The sequence below is a fragment of the Starkeya nomas genome, from assembly GCF_902703545.1.
In the GTDB taxonomy this organism is placed as follows: Bacteria; Pseudomonadota; Alphaproteobacteria; order Rhizobiales; family Xanthobacteraceae; genus Ancylobacter; species Ancylobacter moscoviensis.
Genome location: NZ_CACSAS010000001.1, coordinates 1,668,423 through 1,693,452, shown reverse-complemented (window position 1 = coordinate 1,693,452; position 25,030 = coordinate 1,668,423). Strand labels below are relative to the sequence as shown.

General features: G+C 67.2%; 21 protein-coding genes. 10 read left to right on the top strand and 11 right to left on the bottom strand.

The window, feature by feature from the left end; genetic code table 11:
• Positions 1-36 precede the first annotated feature (36 nt).
• Positions 37-1,152, top strand: coding sequence for an FAD binding domain-containing protein (locus STARVERO_RS08200; protein WP_159598490.1), 1,116 nt, complete (start codon positions 37-39; stop codon positions 1,150-1,152).
• 245 nt (positions 1,153-1,397) lie between these two features.
• Here STARVERO_RS08200 and STARVERO_RS08195 read toward each other — a convergent pair whose 3' ends face one another.
• Complete coding sequence (locus tag STARVERO_RS08195; protein WP_159598489.1) at positions 1,398-7,055, bottom strand: autotransporter outer membrane beta-barrel domain-containing protein; 5,658 nt, start codon at positions 7,053-7,055, stop codon at positions 1,398-1,400.
• A 668-nt stretch (positions 7,056-7,723) separates the two neighbouring features.
• Here STARVERO_RS08195 and dusA point away from each other — a divergent pair.
• Together dusA and STARVERO_RS08185 are read left to right on the top strand one after the other, a co-directional pair.
• Positions 7,724-8,752 (top strand): tRNA dihydrouridine(20/20a) synthase DusA, encoded by a 1,029-nt coding sequence (dusA, locus tag STARVERO_RS08190; RefSeq protein ID WP_159598488.1) that lies wholly within the window; start codon positions 7,724-7,726, stop codon positions 8,750-8,752.
• Positions 8,752-9,591 carry a sulfite exporter TauE/SafE family protein gene (locus tag STARVERO_RS08185; RefSeq protein WP_159598487.1) on the top strand — a complete coding sequence of 280 codons (840 nt, stop codon included), beginning with the start codon at positions 8,752-8,754 and terminating at the stop codon, positions 9,589-9,591. Before dusA ends, STARVERO_RS08185 begins: the two co-directional genes overlap by 1 nt.
• Positions 9,592-9,602: 11 nt before the next feature.
• Here the strand turns inward: STARVERO_RS08185 and STARVERO_RS08180 are convergent, their stop codons facing one another.
• Genes STARVERO_RS08180 through bluB form a run of 4 tightly spaced genes read right to left on the bottom strand, consistent with a single transcriptional unit; the run spans position 9,603 to position 12,031 of the window.
• Positions 9,603-10,331, bottom strand: a complete 729-nt coding sequence (locus STARVERO_RS08180) for a TIGR02281 family clan AA aspartic protease (RefSeq protein ID WP_144342486.1) — start codon at positions 10,329-10,331, stop codon at positions 9,603-9,605.
• Positions 10,328-10,510: a DUF1289 domain-containing protein gene (locus STARVERO_RS08175; protein ID WP_144342487.1), complete on the bottom strand. Its 183-nt coding sequence runs from the start codon at positions 10,508-10,510 to the stop codon at positions 10,328-10,330. The genes STARVERO_RS08180 and STARVERO_RS08175 overlap by 4 nt, the downstream gene beginning before the upstream one ends.
• 14 nt (positions 10,511-10,524) lie before the next feature.
• Complete coding sequence (cobS, locus tag STARVERO_RS08170; RefSeq protein WP_159598486.1) at positions 10,525-11,316, bottom strand: adenosylcobinamide-GDP ribazoletransferase; 792 nt, start codon at positions 11,314-11,316, stop codon at positions 10,525-10,527.
• 13 nt (positions 11,317-11,329) lie between these two features.
• Positions 11,330-12,031, bottom strand: a complete 702-nt coding sequence (gene bluB, locus STARVERO_RS08165) for a 5,6-dimethylbenzimidazole synthase (protein WP_159598485.1) — start codon at positions 12,029-12,031, stop codon at positions 11,330-11,332.
• Between the two features lie 78 nt (positions 12,032-12,109).
• Here bluB and cobT point away from each other — a divergent pair, with 78 nt between their 5' ends.
• The 3 genes from cobT to STARVERO_RS08150 are packed head-to-tail and all read left to right on the top strand — an operon-like array spanning position 12,110 to position 14,331.
• Positions 12,110-13,132: a nicotinate-nucleotide--dimethylbenzimidazole phosphoribosyltransferase gene (gene cobT, locus STARVERO_RS08160; protein ID WP_159598484.1), complete on the top strand. Its 1,023-nt coding sequence runs from the start codon at positions 12,110-12,112 to the stop codon at positions 13,130-13,132.
• On the top strand, positions 13,129-13,656 hold the full coding sequence (locus STARVERO_RS08155) for a thermonuclease family protein (RefSeq protein ID WP_244616654.1): 528 nt from the start codon (positions 13,129-13,131) through the stop codon (positions 13,654-13,656). The genes cobT and STARVERO_RS08155 overlap by 4 nt, the downstream gene beginning before the upstream one ends.
• A 39-nt stretch (positions 13,657-13,695) precedes the next feature.
• Positions 13,696-14,331, top strand: coding sequence for a uracil-DNA glycosylase family protein (locus STARVERO_RS08150; protein ID WP_159598483.1), 636 nt, complete (start codon positions 13,696-13,698; stop codon positions 14,329-14,331).
• Positions 14,332-14,342: 11 nt separating this feature from the next.
• On the opposite strand, the gene STARVERO_RS08145 is transcribed toward STARVERO_RS08150, so the two are convergent.
• The 3 genes from STARVERO_RS08145 to STARVERO_RS08135 form a co-directional block, all read right to left on the bottom strand.
• Positions 14,343-15,092, bottom strand: coding sequence for an ABC transporter permease (locus STARVERO_RS08145; protein ID WP_159598482.1), 750 nt, complete (start codon positions 15,090-15,092; stop codon positions 14,343-14,345).
• A complete protein-coding gene (locus STARVERO_RS08140) occupies positions 15,092-15,814 on the bottom strand; it encodes an ABC transporter permease (protein WP_159598481.1) in 723 nt (240 codons plus the stop codon). Before STARVERO_RS08140 ends, STARVERO_RS08145 begins: the two co-directional genes overlap by 1 nt.
• A gap of 79 nt (positions 15,815-15,893) precedes the next feature.
• Complete coding sequence (locus STARVERO_RS08135) at positions 15,894-16,670, bottom strand: ABC transporter substrate-binding protein (RefSeq protein ID WP_159598480.1); 777 nt, start codon at positions 16,668-16,670, stop codon at positions 15,894-15,896.
• Positions 16,671-16,911: 241 nt separating this feature from the next.
• Between STARVERO_RS08135 and apbC the strand changes: the two genes are divergently transcribed.
• A complete protein-coding gene (apbC, locus tag STARVERO_RS08130; RefSeq protein WP_159598479.1) occupies positions 16,912-18,090 on the top strand; it encodes an iron-sulfur cluster carrier protein ApbC in 1,179 nt (392 codons plus the stop codon).
• Positions 18,091-18,097: 7 nt separating this feature from the next.
• Here apbC and STARVERO_RS08125 read toward each other — a convergent pair whose 3' ends face one another.
• Complete coding sequence (locus tag STARVERO_RS08125) at positions 18,098-18,925, bottom strand: isocitrate lyase/PEP mutase family protein (RefSeq protein ID WP_159598478.1); 828 nt, start codon at positions 18,923-18,925, stop codon at positions 18,098-18,100.
• Positions 18,926-19,209: 284 nt separating this feature from the next.
• On the opposite strand from STARVERO_RS08125, the gene STARVERO_RS08120 reads away from it, so the two are divergent.
• From STARVERO_RS08120 to STARVERO_RS08110, 3 genes are all read left to right on the top strand, one after another.
• A complete protein-coding gene (locus STARVERO_RS08120) occupies positions 19,210-20,301 on the top strand; it encodes a TRAP transporter substrate-binding protein (protein WP_144342497.1) in 1,092 nt (363 codons plus the stop codon).
• 123 nt (positions 20,302-20,424) lie between these two features.
• The gene (locus tag STARVERO_RS08115) at positions 20,425-21,567 is read left to right on the top strand and encodes a TRAP transporter substrate-binding protein (RefSeq protein WP_200837731.1); all 1,143 of its coding nucleotides are present in this window, start codon (positions 20,425-20,427) and stop codon (positions 21,565-21,567) included.
• A gap of 37 nt (positions 21,568-21,604) precedes the next feature.
• The gene (locus tag STARVERO_RS08110; protein WP_159598477.1) at positions 21,605-22,717 is read left to right on the top strand and encodes a TRAP transporter substrate-binding protein; all 1,113 of its coding nucleotides are present in this window, start codon (positions 21,605-21,607) and stop codon (positions 22,715-22,717) included.
• A gap of 22 nt (positions 22,718-22,739) precedes the next feature.
• On the opposite strand, the gene STARVERO_RS08105 is transcribed toward STARVERO_RS08110, so the two are convergent.
• Together STARVERO_RS08105 and STARVERO_RS08100 are read right to left on the bottom strand one after the other, a co-directional pair.
• Positions 22,740-23,651 (bottom strand): DMT family transporter, encoded by a 912-nt coding sequence (locus STARVERO_RS08105; RefSeq protein ID WP_159598476.1) that lies wholly within the window; start codon positions 23,649-23,651, stop codon positions 22,740-22,742.
• Positions 23,652-23,765: 114 nt separating this feature from the next.
• Positions 23,766-24,953, bottom strand: coding sequence for an MFS transporter (locus STARVERO_RS08100; protein ID WP_159598475.1), 1,188 nt, complete (start codon positions 24,951-24,953; stop codon positions 23,766-23,768).
• Positions 24,954-25,030 lie beyond the last annotated feature (77 nt).

Genomic DNA, 25,030 nt, shown 5'->3' with positions numbered 1-25,030 from the left:
CGTCATCGTCCGGCTCTCTCGCGGATAGGTAATCACATGTCTCCTCGTATCCTCATCGTCGGCGGCTCGATCGGCGGCCTGTTCGCCGCCGTGCTGCTGGAGCGCGCCGGCTTCGACGTGACCGTCACCGAACGCTCGGTGCACGGGCTGGAAGGGCGCGGCGCCGGACTTGTCGCCCAGCGCGAGGTGTTCGCGATGCTGCGCGAAGTCGGCATCGAGCATGTCGCGCGCGTCGGCGTGACGGCACAGGAGCGGATCTATCTCGATCGCGAGGGCGGCATCATCCATCGGCAGCACATGCCGCAGACGCAGTTGTCATGGGATGTGCTGTTCCGAACCTTCCGCGACCTCGTTCCCGACGATCGCTACCGGAAAGGGCTGCGGGCGGTGAACGTCGCGCGGGAGTCCGACGGGGTACGTGTGCGCTTCGCGGACGGCAGCGAGGAACGCGCCGATCTGGTGATCGGTGCCGACGGCGTCGGCTCGACGATCCGGGGGGCGGTCGTGGGACCGGATTCGGTCCCAGAATATGTGGGCTATGCCACATGGCGCGGCCTCGTCCCGGAGGCGCAGGTGCCGCCAGAGGCGGCGCGGCAGCTCTTCGAGCGCTTTGCCTTCTACGAAATGCCCGGTTCGCACATTCTTGGCTATCTCGTGCCGGGACCGGACGGGTCCACCGCCGTCGGCCAGCGGCGCTATAACTGGGTGTGGTACCGCCGCTACGCGCCGGATGCTCTCGACGCGGTGCTCACGGATGTGGATGGCGGGCGGCGGCCCTTTTCGCTGGCTCCTGGCCGGGTGCGCCCCGAGACGGCGGACGTGATGCGGGCGGACGCCGCCCGGTTGCTGCCGCCGGCCTTCGCGGCCGTCGTGAAAGCCGAACCGAAGCCCTTCATCCACGCGATCTTCGACTACGCGCCCGTTCACATGGTAGCGGACCGCATCGCCCTGCTGGGCGACGCGGCCTTCGTGGCGCGACCGCACACGGCGATGGGTGTCGCCAAGGCCGCCGGGGATGCCTTTGCGCTGCGGGATGCCCTGCGCGACGTCTCCGGTCTCGATGCGGCGCTGGCTACCTATGAGGCCGAAAGGTTGCCGGCGGGACGCGCCATCGTCACCTACGGCCAGCAACTCGGGCGCTCGCTTGGCTGACGCCGTGTCTGTCCTTTGAAGCCGTCGCCAGCGCTTCCGTCAGTGCCTCGAACGATGGACTGCCGGAGCAAAGACGGATGCCGCTGGCCGGAACTCTAATCTTACGACGCGGAACCTGCTTCTGCCCGTTCGCAGTGTCATTGGCTGCGCGGAGTTCTTGACCTCCGCTGGAGCCGAGCCCGAACGCGAACGGGCCGCCCGGTGTTTTGCCGGGCGGCCCGTTTTCATTGGGGGAGGCGGACGGCCTACCAGGAGAAGCGCAGGCCGATATTGCCGCCATAGACGTTGTTGTCGCCGGCGTTCTCAAGGCTGGTCGCGTAGCGCGCCTCGCCATAGAGGTCGAGACGCTCGGTCAGCGCCACCGTGCCGCCGAGGCCGATCTCGCCCCAGAAGTCGTCGCCGCCGCTCACGAAGGTCGTGCCCGCCACATCGACCGGCGAGGTGCCGTCCAGGAACTCGTAATAGAGGTTCCCGATGCCGTAGACCGAGGCATGGCGCTTCTGCCCGTTGGCCGCCGTCCAGCTGGTCTGGCGCTCCACAGCGAGGCCGAGGCGGCCCCGCAGGCTGTCCGCGTCGCCGGGCGACACCCGGGCATCGAAGCGGTCATAGAAGCTGTCGACGCTCACATTCGAGTAGACCAGCTGGGCCTGCGGGATCAGGTACCAGGACGGGCTGACCTCGTAGCGCCGGCCCGCCTCCACCGAGAAGGCGTAGCCGAGGCCGTCGAGATTCTTGGCGAGGGTACCCGCCAGATCGGACTTCAGGTCGCTCTCGTACCACGTCACCGAGGCCTGGCCGTCGACGTAGAAGCCGTTATTGCCGTACCAGGTCAGGGTCCCGCCGACGCCGTAGCCGGTGGTGTCGATCTTGCCGGTGCCGTAGATCGAGGACACGTCGGTGTCGAGCGTGCCGTAGAAGCCGTTGACGCCGGCGATGAGCGAGCCGCTCTCGAACTCCCTCAGCATGCCGTCGACGCCGGCCTGCAGCTTCCACAGGTCCTGGTCATAGTCGGTGCCGCTGGTCGAGCGGGTCGGGTCGAAGCTGGCATGGGCCGCCTCGATCCGCCCCCAGACGCCGTTCTGCCCGGTGATGACGCTGCCGTCCTGGTAGTAGCCGGACTGCTCAGGGGTGGGGGTGCACTGGAAGTTCTTCTTCGGGTCCTTGCAGAACACGGTCTGCGCGGGCTGCGGCTGGTTCCAGTAACGGTTGCCCACCCGCTGCTGCAGTGTCGGCAGGCCGTTGAAGGCCAGCAGAGACCGCGCATACACCTCGTAAAGCGGAACGCCAGGCTGGTAGAGCGGGGTGCTCGGGAGCGGCGGTGTCGGGCTCGGATCGGTGGGATCGACCGGCACCGGGTTGATCAGCGTCGAGCGCAGATACCAGTCGCCATCGGTGGGCGTGGTGATGCCGTCCTGGTAGAGCCGGTACGCATAGGCGCCGCCCACCACGGCCGGAGAGCCCTGGAACAGATAGTCGCCCTGCAGAGTGAAGACGGCGTTCGAGTTGGCGTCGTCATCGACCTGCACAACCTTGATGCCGTTATAGGTCAAGGCGCCGGGGCTGCCGGGGTTCACCACCACCTTGATCGAGGTGGTGCCTTCCGAGCCGCCATTGATGATCAGGCGATCGGTCGGCGAGGTGTCGCCGGCGAGATGGGTGTTGATCCACAGCTCGCTGCCGGGGGCGCCGACATAGGTGCCGGAGATGGTCGCCCTGTCAGCCAGGGAATAGGCGCCATTGGTCAGGTCGAGGATGCCGGAGTTCGTATAGATCGATCCCGGCAGGCCCATCCGCGCGTTCACGTTGTTGCCGGCGCGGATCACGCTGGTGTCGTCGACATTGAGCGTGTTGCCGTAGAGCAGGTCGCCGGTCAGCGTGAAGTCGGTGCCGTCGACGAGATTGATGGTCTCCCAGCCCTGGCCGAGATTGATGCCCTTGGCGCGGTTCTGGAAGGCGTCGTCGGTGGCGAAGGAGCCGCCATAGTACTGGATGTCGGAGAAGGTCAGCGTATCGCCGATGCCCGTGCCGCCATCGAGGTGGTAGACGGTGGAGAGGTTGCGGCCGACGATAGCGAGTTGTTCGTTGTCGCCGTCGCCCATCTCGATGCTGCCGACCAGCGTGCCAGCGCTCCACAGCACCGTGTCGGTGCCGGCGCCCGCCTGGATGATGCCGGTGACGGCGCTGGTGGAGCCGCTGCCTTCGCCCAGCACGATGCTGTCCGCGCCGCCGCTGCCGAGAACAGCCACCGCGTCGTAGGCCCGGGCCTGAATGGTCCCGAGATTGGTGAAGGCGGTCCCCGCCGACGGCGACAGATCGACGACCGGCGCGCCGCTCAGCGAGGTGAGGGCGGCGAGGTTGAAGGCCTCGGTGGCGACGCGTTCGATGACGAGCGCGGAGCCGCCCGCCGCTCCAACGTTCACCGTGCCATCGACGATCGCCGTCTCGGCGTTCTCGATGTAGATGCCGGTGCCGCCGGAGCCGCTGGTGGTGTTGACGGCGATGTCGCTGTCGATGTTCGCCTGGGCGGCATTGGTGATGTAGACGGCGATGTTACGGGTGCCGAGATCCTCCAGCGGCGTGGTGATCAGGACATCGCCGGTCGTGTTGGCGTTCACGCCGATGCCGCGGCGGCTCGTGGCCGCGAGATTGATGGCGTACTTGTCGGTCAGCACGAAGTCGTTGGTGGTCGGCTGCCCGTTCGCGAGCTGGAACAGGAAGCCCGTTCCGTCGTTGCCGTTCACGTTGATCGTCGCGGTGGACACCGCTTTGAAGTTGACGCCGGTGCGAACGCCGGCGCCGTTGCCATCGACATTGATCGTCGTGTTGCGCAGCTCGACATTGGCGAGTTCGGCCTCGTTCTCGACGCCGTTGCCCGAGCCCTGCGTGGTGACGACGCTGTTGCCGAGGATCAGGCCGGAGGCGGCCTGGCCAATGAGCACGCCATCCGCCGAGCCGCGGACCGTGACGGTGCCGGACAAGCCCGAACCGTCGAGGGCCGCGCCGTTGCGGACGTGGATGCCGGCGATGCCGTCCTCGACCACGATGGCTGCGACGTTGGTGACCTTCGAGACGGACTGGGTGCCGTCGGTGTTCTCGACGAGAATGCCGGTGCCGTTCTGGACGGCGATGTCGCCGCCGGCCCGGTTGTCGAAGACGCCGTTGTCCTGGACGATCACGCCTTCGCCGGCGGTCACGCCGATGGTGGCGGCGTTGATCGCCTGTCCGGTCTTGCGCACGAGGATGCCGGTGCCGTCGGCGATGCCGATCGCGCCGGTGTTGTTCGCCTTGCCGCCGGTCTCGGCGATGATGCCGGTGGCATCGGTACCGGTGAAGCCGATCGCGGCGTCGTTGGTCAGGTTGCCGGCATAGCGCGTGATGAGACCCGTCACGCCGTCGCTGCCGGAGGTGAGTTCGGCGTGGTTGTCGAGAACGGAGTTACGCCCCGTCGCCGTCACGACGCCGGCGAGGTCGTATTTCCGACCGTCGACGATGCCGCCGATGGTGTCCTCGGCGTTGAGGTTGATCTGTGTCGCGTCGTCGATGGTGACGGTGGCGCCGCCTTCGGACTTGACGGCGACCGAGCCGACGCCGGTGAGGTTGTAGATGCCGGTGCCCGTGGCGGCCGTGGTGCTGGTGCCGGTCACGTGCAGGATGGTCGAATTGGCGCCGGAAGCCGTCAGCACGCGTGCGTCGCCGCCGCCCAGACCACCATAGCTGGCGCCGTCCTCGATGCGGAACAGCGTCGAGTTGTCGGTGCTGACGTCGAGCACGTTGGCGATGTTGCGGATTTCCGAACCCGCGCCGTGGATGAAGTAACCGATCTGGTCCGAACCGGCGACGAAGTTGATCTGCGCGTCGCTATCGAGATCGATCTTCGCACCCTGGCGCGCATGCACGGCGATGCCGCCCACGCCGTCGAGATTGACGACGCCGTCGACATCCGCGGTCGCGACCGAGCCCTGGACCCACACGCCGTAATTACGGGTGTTGGTGCCCGGATTGAAGCCGCCGCCGACCAGAATGGTCGAATTCTCGGTGACTTCGGCATGGGTGGCGACGCGGGTGCCGAAGACGTACACGCCGCGGGCGTTGACGCCGTTCAGTTCGATCTCGCCATTCTGGACGATGTTGCCGACCACGTTCTCGGCGGCAATGCCGTAATTGGCGTTGGGCGTGCCGGCACGATTGCCGTCGATAATGATCGCGCCGTTATTGACGAGTTCGAGTGCGCCGCTTCCGATCGCCTCGCCGCCCGTGCCCGAGCTCGCATACATGGCGGCCGCACGCCCGGTATTGGCGCCGATGGTGATCGTCGCGCCGGCGGCGTTCTCGGCCTTCGCGTCGCCGAGGGCGCGGATGCCGGTCAGGATGGCGGAATTGTTGCTGACGTCGGTCTGGGCGTCCGCCTTGTCGACCTGGGCGGTCTTGCCGATGTTGATGCCGCCCCGGTTGACGAAGGACGCGGTGCCCTGAAGATACACGCCGTCGATGAGGCTCACATTGCCGCCGGCATTGTTGACGCCGACATTGATGATGCCGTCCGTCTTGTTGGTCGCGGTGGCGTCGCCGGAGAGAACGACGCCGGCGTTCCAGAAGCCGGCATTCTGATCCTGCCGCTGGCTGTCCGGGTTATTCACAGGAGCCGACAGCCAATAGGGCAGGCTGGTCGAGCCCGCGACGTTGACGATGCCGTCATTGTCGAAATTCGCCTGGCCGTCGAGCACGACGCCGCGCGAGAAGGCGCCGGTCTCACCGAACGCGCCGCCAGCGGTGGGAATGAAGTTGGAGATGACGCCGGTGGCGGTGTTCTGCACATCGGCATTATCGTGCCCGACGATGGCGTGCGCGCTGTAGCGGCTCGACATCATGCCGTCGTTCACGAGCGTCGCACTGTCTTCGAGATAGACCATCGAATGCGAGCCGCCCGAGGTCACGTCCTCCAGCTTCTCGCCGGCCTTCACGGTGATGGCGGCCGTGTTCGTCCCGTGGATGAAAGTCCGCTCGCCGAGCGGCATGTCCTGGACATATTTGGGCATCTCGGCCTGTCGATATTCGACCGAGACGTTGTTGGTGCTGTAGGCGCCGGCCAGCGTGTTCCGGTAGTGCTGCTCAAGTGAAACGCCGCCAGGGACAACGAACTCGCCCTTCTGGATCTGGCCGATCAGGTAATTGTTATAGTTCTGATAGGAGACGACGTCCGTCACGGTTCCGGCCGGAATGTTTTCCACCGTATTGGTCGCCGGATTAAGCCAGGTCGCGCCGGCGGGAATGACGACGCCCTTGTCGAAATTGACGCCCGTGACATTGACCGTGTTCGTTTCCTGACCGGGCGTCAGATACTCGCCGAGATCGAAACGGGTCGTCGTGTCGTAGGAGAGCGATGACGTGTCGTTCACCTCATAGGCGCTGATGATGTTCGAGCCCGTGTTCGGGCTGGCCTTCATCGGCATGGTGAGGACGTTCTCGGGCGCCGTGGTGCTGCCGCCCGGCGTACCGACGACGACCGACAGGCTCGAGCCACTGGAGACCGTCGCCAGGCGCGGGTCGAGATACGCTTCCTGGTCGTTCACGTCGTCCCAGATCGTGAACCCCCGGCTATCCGGCGCGACGTTGAAATTGTTCGAGTTGTAGACGTTGACGGTCACGTTCTCCTGGGTGGTCGTGTCGAAATACGTAACCGTCTGGTTTTGCTGGCCGATCGTGAGAACGCCGTCCGGGAGCACGGCGCCGTTGATGATCCGACCGTCTGCGCCGATCTGGGCCAGTGTCTGCGTGGTCCAGTTCGGCACGCCGTTCTGGACCGTCGTGTAGCTGCCGTCGAGGGTGTTCGTGGCGCCGTTGTTGACGATGCTCTGGCCGACGTGATCGTCGTTCGGCCCCGGTACCGTGGTCGGCGGCGGCACGTAATTGCCGACCGGATAGTGTCCCGGCGCGTAGTTGCCGAGTGTAAAACTGTCGGCAAATGCGCATGTTGAGAAGACGGAAACGGCTACGCTTGAAAGAAGAATCGCAGCATGCCTGCAAATTACGTGATTGTTACGCAAGGAAAACGCCTTCTTTCCAGCCGTCATTGCATCCCCCAAGGCGGCGATCGGTCTTGTATCCAACCGCTCACTGGCATAGCGCCGAATGATGTCACAAACGGCGCAAATTAGTCGTATTTTCCAAATAACTTACAGTGGAAAGAATCACAAGCGGATTGTATGTGTACGTAAATACTTATATTTTCCCAAAAAAAACGAATATCAGATTGAAGTTATCAATATCAAAATCCGATCATTAGCTGATTTATGCTTGTATTCGCTTTATGTATTTGTCTATCTAAAAATTGTATCCAATTCTATTTTACGCTAATACCTCGGGTGGGTTGATATAAATCAATCGATAATAGTCTTATTTTTGAAATAAATTTACTTTCAACTTTTGCGGTCTTCTGTGCCGAAAAGGGGCGACTCGTAGGCGCCCCGAGCGCGCGCAGGCGGCGGGCGTTGGGTCTTTTCGCGAACGGGGGATGGCGGCGGCAGAAACGGGAGGCCTTGCCGCCGGCGTCCATGTCGTCGATATGAGGAAAATGAGCCAGCCGAACGCCGCCGCGCGCCCCGCGCCCCTTTCCGCGCACCGCTTCTCCGTTGCGCCCATGATGGACTGGACCGACCGGAACTGCCGGGCGTTCCACCGTGTCCTGTCGCGCCGGGCGCTGCTCTATACCGAGATGGTCACGGCCAATGCGGTGATCTTCGGCGACCGCGACCGGCTGATCGGTTTCTCGGAAGAGGAGCATCCGGTGGCGGTGCAGCTCGGCGGGTCGGATCCGGCGGCGCTGGCCAAGGCCGCGCACATCTGCGCCGAGCGCGGCTATGACGAGGTGAACCTCAATATAGGCTGCCCGTCCGACCGTGTGCAGGGCGGCAATTTCGGCGCCTGCCTGATGCGCGATCCGGCGCTGGTGGCCGACGGCGTGGCGGCGATGAAGGCCGAGGTCGCCATTCCCGTCACGGTGAAGTGCCGCATCGGCGTCGACGAGCAGGACCCGGAACTTGCCCTCGATGCGCTTGCCGACGCCGTTCTGGCGGCGGGAGCCGACGCGCTGATCGTGCATGCCCGCAAGGCCTGGCTGGAAGGGCTCTCCCCGAAGGAGAACCGCGACATTCCCCCGCTCGACTACGGCCGTGTCTACCGCCTCAAGCAGCGTTTGCCCGACGTGCCGATTAGCATCAATGGCGGCATCGGCACGCTGGAGGAGGCTCAGGCGCATCTTGCCCATGTGGATGGCGCGATGCTGGGACGGGCGGCCTATCAGCAGCCCGAATTGCTGATGCGCGTCGACAGCCAGTTCTTCGGCGAGGCCGATCCGCATGCCGACGCCTTTGAGGCCGTCGCGGCGTTCGAGCCTTACGTAGCGGCGCACCTTTCCCACGGCGGACGTTTGCACGATATTACCCGCCACATGCTCGGCCTGTTCACGGGACGACCCGGCGCGCGCGCCTTCCGGCGCCGCCTCGCGATCGACGGGGTGAAGGCAGAGGCCGGGCTCGACGTGCTGCGCGCCGCCGTCGACGAGGTGCGGAAGGCGGAGGAGCGGCGCGCCATGGTGGCGTGATGTTGCAGGCAATCCCCCTCGAACACCTTCTGTGGCTGGCCGGCGCCCTGCTGCTGGCGGGCCTCGCGACCGGTATCCTCGCCGGGCTTTTCGGCATCGGGGGCGGGGCGATCATCGTCCCCGTGCTCTACGAGGTGTTCGGGGCGGTCGGCGTGAGCGATGCCGAGCGCATGCATCTTTCGGTCGGCACGGCCCTCGCCATCATCGTGCCGACGGCGCTGCGTTCCTTCCTCGCGCATCGGCGGCGCACCAAGGTGGACGACAGCGTTCTGAGGCGATGGGCGGTGCCGGTGGTCGCTGGCGTGGTCGTCGGCACGCTGCTGGCGGCGGTCTCGCCGGATGTGGTGCTGAAGATCGCCTTCGTGCTGTTCTCGGCGCTGATGGCCTCGAAGCTGCTGTTCGGCCGTGACAGCTGGGTGCTGGCGGACGAACTGCCGGGGCGTGTGGCGATGACGCTCTACGGCTTTGGCATCGGCGCCTCCGCACCGCTCATCGGCATCAGCGGCGGGGGCATCGCGACGGTGGTGCTCACCCTCTACCGCGTGCCGATCCACACGGCGATTGCCACTTCGGCCGGGCTCGGGGCGCTGATCGCGGTGCCCGGTGCCATCGGCTACATCCTCAGCGGCCTGTCGCATCTCGACGTGCTGCCACCGTTCTCGCTGGGCTATGTCTCGTTGCCGGGCCTGCTGCTGGTCGGCGGCGTGGCCACGCTGGCGGCACCGCTCGGGGCACGATTCGCGCACGCCTTCACCAAGCGGCAGCTGGAAGTCGGCTTCGGGCTCTACCTGCTGATCGTCGGCTTGCGCTTCGTCGTGGCCCTGTTCGCCAATCTCTGAACGCTCTCGCGCTACGGATCGACGGCTTTCGCGCGCATCACCAGTTTCTCGCCGCGGATCTCGAAGCTGGCGAGGCGGGAGAGGAAGCTCATGCCGAGCAGGCTGTGTTTCAGCGTGCCGGGGCTGGCCACGAGGGCGGGCACGTCGCGCTCGTCGATGCTGCCGGCGATGGCGATGCGCTCCAGCACCACGGCGGCCGCGCGGCCACGCCCATTGGCGGTGTCGATGGGGATGTCGTAGCTCAGGAATTCGAGCGGCAGGCCGACCGCCACCGCATCCTCCGGTGTCAGCACGACGCTGGAGGCGCCGGTGTCGACCAGCATGGGAATGCGATTGCCGTTGATCTCCACGCGCACGTTGAAGTCTCCGTCGCGGGCGCGGGCGACCTCGACCGCCGGGCCACTGTCATGGGCGAGCGGCACGGCGTAGCCCGGTGCCAGCTCGGCCAGCACGCGATAGGCGACGGCGTGCAGCTCGAAACGGTAGGTGTAGCCGGTGGCCAGCACACCGAAGATGACCAGCCAGAGAACGGCAGCGCGAAGCGCCTCGCCCAGCCGGCCTGTGAAGGTGGCGAAGACGCCGGCGCCGAGAACCAGCGCGATGGTGCCGTAGGCGACGAGCTGTGCAAGCTCCCCGGCGCCCAGGCCGGCGACGCTGCCGAAACGCGAGGCCCAGAAGATCAGCCCGATGCCGGTGGCGAGGCCCAGCACCACGGTCCACATCAGCCGGTCGGCGTTCATCGCGCGCCCTCCGGGCTGCGGCGGGCGGCGAGGCGGGACATGATGGCACGCCGCTCCCGCTCGCTCATGGTGCTCCACGCGCCGATCTCCTCCACCGTGCGGCCGCAGCCGAGGCAGGTCCGGCCGGTGGCATCCAGCGTGCAGATGGAAACGCAGGGAGTGGAGAGGGCAATCGGCATCGGATTCGGAACGCTCAGGGCTGCCGCGCGAAGATAAGCAGACCCATCAGGAAGGCAATCTCAACTGTCAGGGTCGCGGCCCCGGCGACGTCTCCGGTTTGCCCGCCGAATTGGGCGCGGGCAAGGCGGGCGATGCCAAAAAACGCAGCGATTCCAAGGGTGACGCCGCCGAGCAACGCCATCGGGCCGAGCGTGGGCCCGATCAGCAGCGCCGCGATCACAAGCGCGACGGCAAACGCGGTGCGCCGGCTCGCGAGCCCCGGCACGCCGGCGCTGCGGGCGAGCCCATCGGCGCGGGCGAAGGGGAGGGCGGAAAGCATCCACAGGCCGGCGAGCCGCGAGACCGCGACGGCGGCAATGAGCGCGGCCGCGGCGGCGAGGGCGCCCTCCGCCGCCAGCGCCGCGAGCGTTCCGAGGCGCAGGGCGAAGGCGAGGACGAGCGCACACACGCCGAAGCTGCCGATGCGGCTGTCCTTCATGATCTCCAGCCGCCGCTCGACGCTCCATCCACCGAGTGCGTCGGCGACATCGGCGAGACCGTCCTCGTGCAGCGCGCCGGTGATGGCGACGAGCGTGCCGACCGCGAGCGTGGCGGCAAGGAAACCGCCGAGCCCGAGGCCGTGAGCGGCGAGGAATACGGCGGCGGCGATCAGCCCGAGAACCGCACCGGCCGCCGGCAGCGCTGGCCCGAGCCGGTCGAGGTCCGGCGGTCCGCCCGGGGCCGCCTCGAAGGGCAGGCGCGGCACTGGCAGGCGGGAGAGGAAGCGCAGGGCTTCCGGTACATCGGACAGCACGGGGAGGGGCATGGCGGCGCTTCTCTCACCGCTCGACGAGGAACGCGCCGGTCGGGCGGCGATGTTCCCAGCCGGCGCGTTCGAGCTCCGGTGTGTCGGAAAGCTCAGCCGGGTAGCCGATGCAGAGATAGCCGACCAGCCGCCAGCGCTCCGGCACGTCGAGCGCGCGGGCGACGGATGCGGGGTCGAGGATGGAGACCCAGCCGAGCCCGATACCTCGCGCGGCGGCGGCGAGCCAGAGGGTGTGGATGGCCAGCACGGCGGAATAGGCGACCGTCTCCGGCATGGTGGCACGGCCGAGGCCGTGGCCCGCCTCGGGCTCGGGATCGACGAAGACGGCGATCTGCTCGGGCGCGTCGTCGAGGCCGGCGAGCTTCAGACGGGCATAGAGGCCGGCGCGCTCGGTGGGCTGGAGTGCCAGCGCCTCGGCGTTGCAGGTCTCGAAGGTGGTTCGAACTGCAGCCCGCCGGCCTGGCTCGCGCACCCGCACCAGCCGCCAGGGCTGGCTCAGCCCGACGCTCGGCGCCTGTGCCGCGCGGGCGATGAGATCGGCGAAGGCGGCTTCTTCCAGCGGACGCGTCGCGAAGTGGCGCACGTCCCGCCGCCAGGCGAAGAGCGTGTCGAGCGCGCCGAGAAAGCCGGCGTCGAAGACCGGCGGGACCGCTATTCGGGCGCCGTCGTCTGCGCCATAAGGCGAAGCCGGGGGATTTAAGGGTTGCGCGCTCATAAGGGAGGGTCTACCCCGCCGCCGCGCCCGATGCGACCCTTTCCACGCAGGCTCCGGGCATCACGGACGGGATTTCCCATGCTGCGCTCCGCCACCGGCCTTCCCTTTGACGACATCCGCAACCTCGTCGCCCAGATGCCCGGCCCGGACGAGGCGGCGCGCGCCGCCGCTGCCGAGCGCCAGCGCCAGCTCGTCAAGCCGCCCGGCGCGCTGGGGCGGCTGGAGGAGATTGCCATCCGGATCGCCGGCTGGCAGGGGCGGGAAATTCCCGCGATCAACCGGCCGACCGTCGCGGTGTTCGCGGCAACCCATGGTGTCGCGGGGCGGGGCGTTTCGCCCTATCCGCCGGAGGTGACCAAGCAGATGGTCGCCACCTTCACCAACGGCAAGGCGGCGGTAAACCAGATCTGCGGTGTGTTCGGCGCGGGCCTGCGGGTGTTCGACCTCGCGCTCGACCTGCCGACGCCGGACATCGTCGAGCAGGACGCGCTGACCGAGGCCGAGTGCGCCGCGACTATGGCCTTCGGCATGGAAGCGCTGGCCGGCGAGCCGGACCTGCTCTGCCTCGGCGAGATGGGCATCGGCAACACCACCGTCGCCGCCGCCATCTTCCATGGTCTTTATGGTGGCGAGGCTGAGGAATGGGTCGGCCCCGGCACCGGCTCCACCGGCGAGGTGCTGGCCCGCAAGATCGCGGCGGTGCGTGCGGCGGTGGCCCGCTCGAAGGCGCATCTCGACGATCCGCTGGAAGTGCTGCGCAAGCTCGGCGGGCGCGAGGTGGCGGCGATGGCCGGCGCCATTCTCGCCGCGCGGTTGCAGCGCGTACCGGTCGTGCTGGACGGCTATGTGGTGACCGCCGCCGCCGCCGTGCTCAAGGCGCTCGATCCGACCGCGCTCGATCACTGTTTCGCCGGCCATGTCTCGGCCGAGCCGGCGCACCGGGTGGTGCTGGAGCGCCTCGGTCTGCGGCCGCTGCTCGATCTCGACATGCGGCTGGGCGAGGGCTCGGGTGCGGCGCTGGCGATCGGCGTCGTCAAGGCGGCGCTCGCCTGCCATGCCGGCATGTCGACCTTCGCCGAAGCTGGCGTGGCCGACGCGTGAGGCGGCCCCGGCGGTTCGAGGGACGCCGCGGCTGGCGGCCGAGCACCTACCAGTCGATCCTGGTCGCGGTGGTGCTGGTCGCGGGCGCGCTCGTCGTTGAGCGCTTCGTGCCGGCGCTCACCGGCTCCGTTCGGGTCGCGGACGGCGACAGCCTGGAGATCGGCGGCGAACGGGTGCGGCTGGAAGGCATCGACGCGCCCGAGCTGCATCAGCAATGCGGGTCGCCGGAGAAGCTCTGGCCGTGTGGCGAGCGGGCGCGGGCCGCCTTGCGGGCGCTGGTGGCCAAGGGCGAGGTGAAGTGCCGGCCGGTCGACGAGGACCGCTATGCCCGCGCGGTCTCTGTCTGCACGGTCGACGGGCGCGACATCGGCGCGGCGCTGGTGAGCGACGGCTGGGCGGTGGCTCTGGGCCTTTCCTATGGGAGCGAGGAGCGCGCCGCGCGCCAGGCGGGACGCGGCATCTGGGCCGGTCCCTTCGAGCGGCCGGGGGAATGGCGCGCGCGCAACCCGCGCGCCGGCTCCTGAGCGCTTCCGAAAGCGGCGGGTGCCGCCTATCTAAAGGCCATGCCGCCGGAAAGCCTTGACACCGTCCTTGCCGAAATCCGTGCCTGCCGCGCCTGCGTGGAGCATCCGCGCGGCAAGCCGCTGCCGCACGCGCCGCGCCCGGTGCTGCATGTCGGGCCAAAGGCGCGCATCCTCGTCGCCGGACAGGCGCCGGGCACGAAGGTGCATGCCTCCGGCCAGTCCTTCAACGATGCCTCCGGCGACCGGCTGCGGTCCTGGCTCGGCATCGACCGAGACACCTTCTATGACGAGGACCGGATCGCGGTCGCGGCCATGGGCTTCTGCTTTCCGGGGCAGGACGCCAAGGGCGGGGACCTGCCGCCACGCAAGGAATGCGCCGCGCTGTGGCACGACCGGCTGTTCGCGGCGCGCGCGCCCTTCGATCTCGTCGTCGCGGTGGGCGCGACCTCGCAAGCCTATCATCTCAAGCGGCTCGGGCTGGAACGCTTCGCCGGCGGAGGATTGACCGAGCGGGTGATGCGCTGGCGGGAGATCTGGGAGGCGCGCGAGAGCCCACGCATCCTCCCGCTGCCGCATCCCTCCTGGCGCAACACCGGCTGGCTGAAGCGCCATCCGTGGTTCGAGGCGGAGCTTCTGCCGGTGCTTAAGGCCGAGGTGGCGCGGCTGCTGGGATAGGGGCCCCGACCTCAGCGCGAGACCAGCATGTGCCGGTTCAGCCGCCGCTCCAGCACGTCCCACACCCGCCGCACGATCTCGACCATGATGAGGTAGAGCGCCGCCGCCCAGAGATAGACTTCCATGTCGTAGGAGCGGGAGAAGGCGAGGCGGGTGACGCCCATCAGGTCGTAGACGGTGATGACCGAGGCGATGGCGCTCGACTTGATCATCAGTACCAGCTCGTTGCCGAGCGGGCGCAGCCCGACCGCGAAAGCCTGCGGCAGAACCACCTTGCGATAGGCGAGGACGCGCGAGAGGCCGAGCGATTGCGCCGCCTCCATCTGCCCGGCGGGCAGGCTCTGTATGCCGCCGCGCAGGATCTCCGACTGGTAGGCGGCGGTGTTCAGCGTGAAGGTGAAGAGCGCGCAGTTGAAGGCGTCGCGGAAGAACCACCACAGGCCGATATCGGTGAGCTGCTCGCGGAACTGGCCGGCGCCGTAATAGATGAGGAAGGTCTGCGCCAGCAGCGGCGTGCCGCGGAAGAAATAGGAATAGACGAAGGAGGCGCGCGCGAGGAACTTGCCGCCTTCCACCCGCGCCACGGCGAGCGGCAGGGCAAGCAGCGCGCCGAGGAACACCGACAGCAAGACCAGCTTCAGCGTCACCCACACGCCGTCGAGGAAGCGCAGGCCGTAGCGGTCCATGAGGTCGGCGTTGAGGCCGATGAAGCCCATCACCGAGAGGAAGCCGGAACCGATGGCGTCGAGGATCGCCTGCATCAGTGGCCTCCCACGCGCTTGAAGCCGCGGGCCGCCCGATTCTCCAGCTTGGTGAAGATGACGCTCGAGACGCCGGAGAACACCAGATAGATCAGGCAGGCCACGAGGTAGAAGAAGAAGGGCTGCTTGGTCACGCCAACCGCGATGGCGGTCTGGCGCATCAGGTCGCTGATGGCGATGACCGAGACCAGTGACGTGTCCTTCAGGAGCACCATCCAGTTGTTGGACAGGCCCGGCAGGGCGACGCGCCAGAGCTGCGGGAAGGTGACGAGGCGGAAGGTGCTCCAGCCCGACAGTCCGAGCGCGGATGCCGCTTCCTTCTGTCCTCTCGGCACGGCGCGGATGGCGGCGAGCAGCACCTCGCTGGAGAAGGCGCCGAGCACGAGCCCCAGCGCCACCACGCCGGCGACGAACTGGTTCACCTCGATATTGGCGTCGGGCACCAGGTAGTTGGCGATGCGGGTGAGCAGCATCTGCCCGCCGTAATAGACGATGAACAGCGTCAGCAGTTCGGGCAGGCCGCGGAACACGGTGGTGTAGAGATTGCCTAGCCCCCTCAGCACCGGCGAGTGCGAATCCTTCGCCAGCGCGATGAGCAGCCCGATGGTGATGCCCACGGGCAAGGTGGCCAGCGCGAGCTCGATGGTGAGCAGCGCGCCTCGGGCGATTTCGTCTCCCCAGCCGTCAGGGCCGAAGGAGAGCAGGCTGAGCAGATCCAGCATGATGAGCGGGACGCTCCACATCGGCAGGGAAACGGCGCCGTTCCGGCAGACTCACCGGAACGGCGTTGCGGAGCGTGCGTCAATAGACGCTGAACGGGAAGTACTTGTCGTTGATCTTCTTGTAGGTACCGTCGGCGAGGATCTCCTCGATGGCCTTGTTGAAGAGCGCGACGAGGTCCGGATCGTCCTTGCGGATGCCGACGCCGACACCCTCGCCGAAATATTTCGGATCCTTGTATTCGGCGCCGGTGAACTTGCAGCACTCGCCGCCCTTCGACTTCAGCCAGTCCAGCTCGACCACCTTATCGGACAGCAGGGCGTCGATGCGGCCATTGGCGAGGTCGAGATGGGTGTCGTCGATTGTGGCGTAGAGCTTCACCTGCGCGCCGGCCTTGCCGTAGACGTCCTCGAGATAGTTCGAGTGGATGGTCGAGCTCTGCGCGCCCAGCACCTTGCCCTTCAGCGATTCCGGCGAGGTGTCGGTGATGGTCGAGCCCTTCTGGACCACGAAGGTCGCCGGCGTGTTGTAATATTTATTCGAGAAGCTGATCTGCTTCTTGCGTTCCTCGGTGATCGACATCGAGGCGACGATGGCGTCGTACTTGCCGGCGAGGAGTGCGGGAATGATGCCGTCCCAGTCCTGCGCGACGAAGGTGCAGGTAACCTTGGCCTTCTCGCAGAGCGCCTTGGCGATGTCGATGTCGAAGCCCTTGAGCTCGCCGTTCTCCAGATAGTTGAAGGGTGGGTAGGCGCCTTCGGTGCCGATGCGGACGGTCTTCCACTCCTTTGCGGAAGCGCCGCCCAGCGTGGCCGCGACGAGAATGGCCGCGGTGGCCAGGCGAGTGACAAGGCTCATTCTGTTCCCCTCTGGAAGGTTGTCATGCCGGGTGATGTTTTTGTTCCGGCAACCCATGCTGGCACTATTTCGAAACGTTGCGCAACGGGGTGTGCCGCAATCGTGGTCAGGATGTTGATCTGATTTATTTATGGGCAGAGCATCATCATCAGTACCGCCGATCGGGCCACGGCGCGGGACGGGTTGACGCTGTGGCCGAGCTGGTGTCTCACCTGCCCACGTCATTCAGGAGGAGCGTGACATGGCGACCGCAGACGATGTGAAGGCAAGGCTGGCGCAGGTCTCCGCGCCGGACGGGCGACCGGTCACGCAGACCGGGGCCCTCTCCGAAATCCTCGTCTCGGACGGCAAGGTCTATATGTCGATCACCGTCGACGCGGCCGAGGCGCAGGCCTGGGAGCCGGTGCGCGCGGCGGTGGAGCGCACCGTGCGCGGTACGCCGGGCGTGACCTCGGCGCTGGTGGCGCTGACCGCCGAGCGCAAGGCGGGCTCCGCCTCTGTCGGAGGCGCGCAGCCGGTGCGCGTCTCGGGGCAGGGGGGACATTCCCATGCCGGGCACTCTCATGCCGGCCACGGCCATCCCCAGCCCCCCGCCGATCCGCAGAAGGAATCGCCGGGCCTGCCGGGCGTCGGAGCGATCATCGCCGTGGCTTCCGGCAAGGGTGGCGTCGGCAAGTCGACGCTGGCGGCCAATCTTGCACTGGGCCTCTCCTCCTTCGGCCTCAAGGTCGGCCTGCTCGACGCCGACATCTACGGCCCGTCCGTGCCGCGCCTGATGGGCCTGAAGGGGCGGCCCGAGGTGCAGGGCCGGATGATCACACCCATGCAGGCTTTCGGGCTCAAGGTGATGTCCATCGGCTTCCTCGTGGAGGAGGAGACGCCGATGATCTGGCGCGGGCCGATGGTGATGTCGGCGATCAGCCAGATGCTCAAGGAGGTCAACTGGGCGCCGCTCGACATCCTCGTCGTCGACATGCCGCCCGGTACCGGCGACGCACAGCTCACCATGGCGCAGCAGGTGCCGTTGGCCGGCGCGGTCATCGTCTCGACGCCGCAGGACCTCGCGCTCATCGACGCGCGGCGCGGCATCGCCATGTTCGAGAAGGTCAACGTGCCGGTGCTCGGCATCGTCGAGAACATGAGCTACTTCCTGTGCCCGCACTGCGGCGGCCGCTCCGACATCTTCGGCCATGGCGGTGCGCGGCACGAAGCCCAGCGCTTCAATGTGCCCTTCCTCGGCGAGGTGCCGCTGCACCTGTCGATCCGCGAGACCTCCGACGCCGGCCTGCCGATCGTTGCGACGCGCCCGGACAGCCACGAGGCGCAGATCTACCGCGACATCGCCAATTCGGTGCGCGAGGCGCTCGCCGGTCGCCGTGGTGCGGCGCGGCCGGCTCCCCGCATCGTGATGGAGGGGTGAGGGGCGTTCAGTCCCGTTCCTCGGCGGGAGGAAAGAAGGCTCCGATCTCCGCGAAGCCCATGGCGTCGCCGGTGAAGTCGAAGCGTCCCTCCCGCTGCATGGTCTGCGCCGCGCGAGCGACGCTGCCATAGGCGAGGCGAGCGAGGCTGGAGCCGATGCTGATGCGCCGGACCCCGGCGGCGGCGAGTTCGTCCCGGGTGAAGCGCACCCCGCCGATGCCGATGACGACGTTTACCGGCCGGGACACGGACGAACAGACGGTCCGCACGGCGTCGAGATCGGGCAGGCCGGGAGCGTAGAGCACATCGGCTCCGGCCGCTTCGAAGCTCTGGAGCCGCCGGATCGTGTCGTCGAGATCGGCCCGGCCCCACAGAAAGTTCTCGGCACGCGCCGTGAGGACGAAATCGCCCGGCAGGCCGCGGCGGGCTTCCACGGCGGCGTGAATGCGCTCCAATGCAAGGAACGGATCGTAGATCGGTGCATCGGCGCGTCCGGTGTGATCCTCGATCGAGCCGCCCGCCAACCCTATGGCGGCTGCGGCGCGAATGGTCTCGGCAACCACCTCGGGGCTGTCGCCGAAGCCGTTTTCGAGATCGGCCGAGACTGGCAGCGGCGTTGCCCCGACGATGAGCGCGCAATGGGCGAGCACGTCCGCCCGGGTAGCGCCGCCATCGCGCACGCCGCGTGAGAAAGCCATGCCGGCGCTGGTGGTGGCGAGCGCCGGGAAGCCCGAGCCGGCGAGGATGCGGGCCGTGCCGACGTCCCATGGATTAGGCAGAATGAATGCGCCGGGCCCTTCATGCAGTGCCCGAAAACGGGCGGTCTTGTCGTTCATTCGGGGAGCCTCCGCAACGATGTGGGCAGGTTAACCGCGAAATAGAACAAATCAAGAACATATGGGGCGGCCGCACAACCGAAAGTGGTTCCCGCGCCGTCTGTGGTCCGTTGCCGCCTGACCATTGCCGGCAAGGCTCCCAGCCTTGGCCAAAAGACGCACCCGGGCGCCAGTTGCGCGGTTCCAAAGCCTGACGTACGTCTAGGAAAACAAGCAATTCGTGTGCGGAGCGCGCAAATGCGCCAACCGCGCCGTGAGGAAATTCCCTTCAGGAGAGACCACCTATGAAGCGTCGTCAGTTTCTTGCCGCCGCCGGTGCCGGCGTCGCGGCCTCCAGTGCCGTTGCGATGCCCGCCATCGCCCAGTCCGCCCCGGAAATCCGCTGGCGCCTCGCCTCCAGCTTCCCGAAGTCGCTCGACACCATCTATGGCGGTGCCGAGGTGATGTCGAAGATGGTTTCGGAGCTGACCGACGGGAAGTTCCAGATCCAGGTCTTCGCGGCGGGCGAAATCGTGCCCGGCCTTCAGGTGCTCGACGCCGTGCAGAACAACACGGTCGAGATGTGCCACACCGTCTCGTACTATTTCGTCGGCAAGGATCCGACCTTCGCGGTGGCGGCGTCGGTGCCGTTCGGGCTCAACGCCCGCCAGCAGAACGCCTGGCTCTACCAGAACGGCGGCAACGAGCTCTTCAACGAGTTCTACAAGAAGTACAACGTCTACGGCCTGCCCTGCGGCAACACCGGTGCCCAGATGGGCGGCTGGTTCGCCAAGGAGATCAAGACCGTCGCCGACATGAACGGCCTCAAGATGCGCATCGGCGGCATCGCCGGGCAGGTCATGGCCAAGCTCGGCGTGGTGCCCCAGCAGATCGCCGGCGGCGACATCTATCCGGCGCTGGAGAAGGGCACCATCGACGGCGCCGAGTGGATCGGCCCCTATGACGACGAGAAGCTCGGCTTCTACAAGGTGGCGAAGTTCTACTACTACCCCGGTTGGTGGGAAGGCGGGCCGACCATCCACGCCTTCGCCAACCTCGCCAAGTTCGAGGAACTGCCGAAGACCTACAAGGCGGCGCTGATCGCCGGCACGACCTACGCCAACACCATCATGCAGGCGCGCTACGACGTGCAGAACCCGCCGGCCATCAAGCGGCTGGTGGCGAACGGCACGCAGCTGCGCCCCTATCCCACGGAAGTCATGGAAGCCTGCCTGAAGGCGACCAACGAGCTCTGGGCGGAAATCTCCGCCAAGAACCCGGATTTCAAGAAGGCCATCGACACCATGCAGGCCTTCCGCAACGAGGAGAACCTGTGGTGGCAGGTGGCGGAATACACCTTCGACAGCTTCCAGATCCGTACCCGTCCGCGCGGGTGAGGCGGAGCGCCTTCTGATCGAACGCGATGCCCGGGCCGGTCCCGGGCATCGTCGTTTAGGGGGCGGCCGCATAACCTTCGGCGAGGTTGCATCGGCCGGTGCGAAGTGACAGGAAGTGCCGCCATGAAACGCATCCCGGCCTCACGCCAATCCGCCGATGCGACGCTCGGGCGTCGCGACGTTCTCCGTACCGCCGGTGCCGGCCTTGCCGCTGGCGTGGCGACCGTCGGGCTCGCTGCGCCGGCCATCGCGCAGAACGCGCCGCAGGTGCGCTGGCGCCTCACCTCCAGCGTGCCGAAGGTGCTGGACGCGATCTTCGGCGCCAACGAGCTGGTGTCGAAATATGTGAGCGAGGCGACCGAGGGCCGCTTCGTGATCCAGAACTACGCGGCCGGCGAGATCGTGCCGGGCCTGCAGGCGCTCGACGCGGTGCAGAACGGCACCGTCGAGGTCGCCCAGACGCCGCTCTACTACTATCTCGGCAAGGACCCGTCCTTCGCCTGCTTCACCACCATGCCCTTCGGGCTCAACGCCCGTCAGCAGAACGCCTGGTTCTACCATGGCGGCGGGCGTGAGCTGCAGGATGAGTTCCTCGCCAAATACAACCTTGTCGGCTTTCTCGGCGGCAACACCGGCACCCAGATGGGCGGCTGGTTCCGCCGCGAGGTGAAGGAGCTGTCGGACTTCAAGGGGCTGAAGTTCCGCATCGGCGGCATCGCGGGACAGGTGGTGGCCAAGCTCGGCGTCGTGCCGCAGCAGATCGCGCCGGGCGACATCTACGCCGCGCTGGAGAAGGGCACCATCGACGCCTGCGAGTGGGTGGGCCCCTATGACGACGAGAAGCTCGGCTTCGTGCGGGTCGCGCCCTATTACTACTATCCCGGCTGGTGGGACGGCGGGCCGACCATGAACGTCGTGGTCAACCGCGCCAAGTGGAACGACCTGCCGAAGGCCTATCAGGCGATCTTCGAGGCGGCCGTCGCTTATGCCAATGCCGACATGCTGGCGAAGTACGACGCCTACAACCCGGCGGCGCTGCGCCGGCTGGTGGCGGCGGGCGCGCAGCTCAAGCCCTTCCCGCAGAGCTTCCTCGACGCCGCCTGGGCCGCCTCGAACGAGCTGGTGGCCGAGATCGGCGCGAAGAATGCCGGGTTCAAGAAGATCATGGATTCGCTGATAGCCTTCCGCAACGAGGAGTACCTGTGGTGGCAGGTCGGCGAGTACCCCTATGACGGCTACATGATCCGCGCCCGCTCCCGCGGCTGAGAACGCGGCGACCGGACCAATGAAAAGGGAAACGCCCATGTCGACGCCGGTCTCGGCCCCGACCTCCCGCCGCCGGCTGCTGAAGGGCGCCGGCCTCGCCGCCGCCGCGAGCGCCATCGCCGCGCCAGCCGTCGCCCAGACCGCCCCGCAGATCCGCTGGCGGCTGACGTCGAGCTACCCGAAGTCGCTCGACACCATCTACGGCTCCTCGCTGCTGCTGGCGAAATATGTGGGCGAGGCGACCGACGGGCGCTTCACCATCGATGTCTTCGCGCCGGGCGAGATCGTGCCGGGCCTTCAGGCCTTCGACGCGGTGCAGAACCGCACCGTCGAGCTCGCCCAGACCGCGCTCTACTACTACATCGGCAAGAACCCGGCCTTCGCGCCCTTCACCACCATGCCGTTCGGGCTCAACGCCCGCCAGCAGACCGCGTGGCTTTATCACGGTGGCGGACTGGAATTGCAGAACGCCTTCCTCGCCAAGAGCGGTGTCATCGGCTTTGCCGGTGGCAATACGGGCGCGCAGATGGGCGGCTGGTTCCGTAAGGAAATCAAGGGCATCGCCGACATCAAGGGGCTGAAGATGCGCCTGCCGGGCATCGCCGGTCAGGTGCTGGCGCGCCTCGGGCTGGTGCCGCAGAACCTCGCCGGCGGCGACATCTATCCGGCGCTGGAGAAGGGCACCATCGACGCCGCCGAGTTCGTCGGCCCGGTCGACGACGAGAAGCTCGGCTTCAACCGGGTGGCGCCCTATTACTACTATCCCGGCTGGTGGGAAGGTGGGCCGACCATCCATTTCGTCGCCAATCTTCAGGCATGGAACGAGCTGCCCAAGCCCTACAAGGCGGCCTTCGAGGCGGCGGCGGCCTATGCCAATGCGGACATGCTGGCCAAGTATGATGCCCGCAATCCGGGCGCGCTGCGCCGGCTGGTGGCAGGCGGCGCGCAACTCCGCGCCTTCCCGCAGGAGGTGATGGACGCCGCCTATGCCGAGAACTCCGCGCTGATGGCCGAGATCTCCGCCAAGAACGCGGACTTCAAGACGATCTACGATTCGATGCTCGCCTTCCGCAACGAGGAGTACCTGTGGTGGCAGGTCGGCGAGTATCCCTATGACGGCTACATGATCCGCGCCCGCACGCGCGGCTGAGTCCGGGGGCGTGGCGACGCCGCTAGGCGGCCTTGCGCGGCTCGTCCCGGGACGCCAGCGGCGCCGGCTTCGGCGCGCTCATGTGGTGGTGCATGGTGTAGAGCCCGGCGGCCATGATAAGCGCCATGCCGGCGATCGAGACGAGGTCCGGCATGTTGTGGAACACCACGGCGCTCAGCCCGACCGAGCACACCACGGCGGCGTAGCGGAACGGCGCGATGGTCGATGGATCGGTGCCACGGAACGCCGCGATGGTCAGCAGGTGGCCACCGATCAGCGACAGGCTGCCACCGAACAGATAGGCGAGGGTGGTGAGGTCCAGCGGGTTCCATTGTTCCACGGTGCTGCCCGCGAAGCCGAACCCCATGCCAACCATCGCCGTGGCGAAGGTGACGACGAGGGTCGGCACATGCGCGCCGATGCGGCCGGTGATGAAATCGCGGAAGGCGATGAGGAAGGCGACCGCGAGGGGCAGCAGTGCCATCGAGTCGAAGGCCGAGGTGCCTGGCTTCACGATCATGCCCACGCCGACGAAGCCGACGATCACCGCCGTCCAGTAGCGCCAGCTGATATGGGCACGGAAGAAGAGCACGGCGGCCGCCATGGTGGCGAGCGGGGCCACCTGCAGGATGGCGGTGGCATCGGCGATCGACATGACGGTGATCGCGGTGATGAACAGCATCGCCACGCAGGCCTCGGCGCCGGCGCGCATCAGGACCCGGCCGTCGATGGCATGGCGTATTGCCGCGAGCTGGCCCTTCCAGCTGAGCAGGGCGAGCAGCAGCAGCGCCGCCATGATACCGCGCACGGCGAGGATCTCGGAGGGCGGGATGTGCTGGAGCGCAAGCTTGGAGAAGGCGTCGTTGGTCGCGAAGATCGACGAGCCGGCGATCATCAGCAGGATGCCGCGACGATTGGCGTTGGGGGCATGCATGGAAGGGGCGTCCGCAGGAGAGAGCGCTCTTAAGCCACTGAATAAAGACGGAATAACGACCGTTGCGGCCGCAGGACGCCTAATCCGGTATGCAGCAGGCGGGAAGACGGAGACCTAGCATTCCTCGCAGGCGCCGCCCGTCGCCTCGACGAGGCCGCCGGCGCGCCGCTCGAGCGACTGCGAGACGACGCAGAGGCCCAGCGCGCCCACGGCCAGCGCCGCGCCGACCCAGGGCAGCTCGGCATAGCCGATACCGACGGTGATCGCCGCGCCTCCGATCCAGGCGCCCGCCGCGTTGCCGAGGTTGAAGGCGCCCTGGTTGAGCGTCGAGGCGAGGTTGGGCGCGCCCACGGCGGCGTCCACCACGCGCATCTGGATCGGCGGCACGACGGCGAAGACCAGGATGCCCCAGATGAAGACGGTGGCGACGGCCGCCGCCGCGAACGGGCTGAGGAAGACGAAGGCCACCAGCACGACGGTGAGGCCGACGAAGCTCGCCATGAGCGAGGGCATCAGCCGCCAGTCGGCCAGCCGGCCACCCAGCAGGTTGCCGATGGTGATGCCGACGCCGAACAGCAGCAGCACATAGGTGACGGTGTGCGGCGCGAAGCCGGTCACGTCGCGCAGCAGCGGCGCGATGTAGGTGAAGACCGAGAACAGGCTCGCCGAGGCGAGCACGCTCATCATCATGGTGAGCAGCACCTGCGGGCGCTTCAGCACCGCGAATTCGCGGATGATGTTGCCGGCCGCATGCGGGATGTCACGCGGCACCCAGATCGCGATGGCGCTCACCGCGAGGATGCCGATCAGCACCACCGCCCAGAAGGTCGAGCGCCAGCCCAGCGCCTGGCCGAGCGCGGTTCCGAGCGGCACGCCCAGCACATTGGCGAGGGTCAGCCCGGCGAACATTAGCGCGATGGCGCTGGCGCGCTGGTTCGGCGGCACGAGATTGGCCGCCACCACGGCGCCGATACCGAAGAAGGCGCCATGGCAGAAGGCCGTGACGACGCGCGCGCCCATCAGGAACCAGTAGTCCGGGGCGACGGCGCAGAGGAAATTGCCGACCACGAACATGCTCGACAGGCCGATCAGCGTCGCCTTGCGGGGCAGGGAGTTGGTGATGATGGCGACGATGGGCGCACCGATGACCACCCCGAGCGCGTAGCCGGTGACCAGCAGGCCGGCGGCGGGAATCGTGACGGAGAGATCGGCGGCGACCTCCGGCAGGAGGCCCATGATCACGAACTCGGTGGTGCCAATGCCGAAGGAGGCCATGGCAAGGGCCAACAGCGGAAGCTGCATCGGTGGACTCGTGTTTTCGAAGAGGCTCTGGAGCGACTCAGGACACTGCTGATTAGCAGCTGGAATCACTACAGCAT

What these genes read in the sequence shown, in the direction of transcription:
- STARVERO_RS08125 (WP_159598478.1), bottom strand. Translation starts at nt 18,925, where the DNA reads ATGAACGACAAGACCGCCCGTTTTCGGGCACTGCATGAAGGGCCCGGC.
- STARVERO_RS08110 (WP_159598477.1), top strand. Translation starts at nt 21,605, where the DNA reads ATGTCGACGCCGGTCTCGGCCCCGACCTCCCGCCGCCGGCTGCTGAAG.
- STARVERO_RS08115 (WP_200837731.1), top strand. Translation starts at nt 20,425, where the DNA reads ATGAAACGCATCCCGGCCTCACGCCAATCCGCCGATGCGACGCTCGGG.
- STARVERO_RS08140 (WP_159598481.1), bottom strand. Translation starts at nt 15,814, where the DNA reads ATGCTGGATCTGCTCAGCCTGCTCTCCTTCGGCCCTGACGGCTGGGGA.
- STARVERO_RS08105 (WP_159598476.1), bottom strand. Translation starts at nt 23,651, where the DNA reads ATGCATGCCCCCAACGCCAATCGTCGCGGCATCCTGCTGATGATCGCC.
- STARVERO_RS08185 (WP_159598487.1), top strand. Translation starts at nt 8,752, where the DNA reads ATGTTGCAGGCAATCCCCCTCGAACACCTTCTGTGGCTGGCCGGCGCC.
- STARVERO_RS08145 (WP_159598482.1), bottom strand. Translation starts at nt 15,092, where the DNA reads ATGCAGGCGATCCTCGACGCCATCGGTTCCGGCTTCCTCTCGGTGATG.
- bluB (WP_159598485.1), bottom strand. Translation starts at nt 12,031, where the DNA reads ATGAGCGCGCAACCCTTAAATCCCCCGGCTTCGCCTTATGGCGCAGAC.
- apbC (WP_159598479.1), top strand. Translation starts at nt 16,912, where the DNA reads ATGGCGACCGCAGACGATGTGAAGGCAAGGCTGGCGCAGGTCTCCGCG.
- STARVERO_RS08120 (WP_144342497.1), top strand. Translation starts at nt 19,210, where the DNA reads ATGAAGCGTCGTCAGTTTCTTGCCGCCGCCGGTGCCGGCGTCGCGGCC.
- STARVERO_RS08150 (WP_159598483.1), top strand. Translation starts at nt 13,696, where the DNA reads ATGCCGCCGGAAAGCCTTGACACCGTCCTTGCCGAAATCCGTGCCTGC.
- cobS (WP_159598486.1), bottom strand. Translation starts at nt 11,316, where the DNA reads ATGCCCCTCCCCGTGCTGTCCGATGTACCGGAAGCCCTGCGCTTCCTC.
- STARVERO_RS08180 (WP_144342486.1), bottom strand. Translation starts at nt 10,331, where the DNA reads ATGAACGCCGACCGGCTGATGTGGACCGTGGTGCTGGGCCTCGCCACC.
- STARVERO_RS08100 (WP_159598475.1), bottom strand. Translation starts at nt 24,953, where the DNA reads ATGCAGCTTCCGCTGTTGGCCCTTGCCATGGCCTCCTTCGGCATTGGC.
- STARVERO_RS08200 (WP_159598490.1), top strand. Translation starts at nt 37, where the DNA reads ATGTCTCCTCGTATCCTCATCGTCGGCGGCTCGATCGGCGGCCTGTTC.
- STARVERO_RS08175 (WP_144342487.1), bottom strand. Translation starts at nt 10,510, where the DNA reads ATGCCGATTGCCCTCTCCACTCCCTGCGTTTCCATCTGCACGCTGGAT.
- cobT (WP_159598484.1), top strand. Translation starts at nt 12,110, where the DNA reads ATGCTGCGCTCCGCCACCGGCCTTCCCTTTGACGACATCCGCAACCTC.
- dusA (WP_159598488.1), top strand. Translation starts at nt 7,724, where the DNA reads ATGAGCCAGCCGAACGCCGCCGCGCGCCCCGCGCCCCTTTCCGCGCAC.
- STARVERO_RS08135 (WP_159598480.1), bottom strand. Translation starts at nt 16,670, where the DNA reads ATGAGCCTTGTCACTCGCCTGGCCACCGCGGCCATTCTCGTCGCGGCC.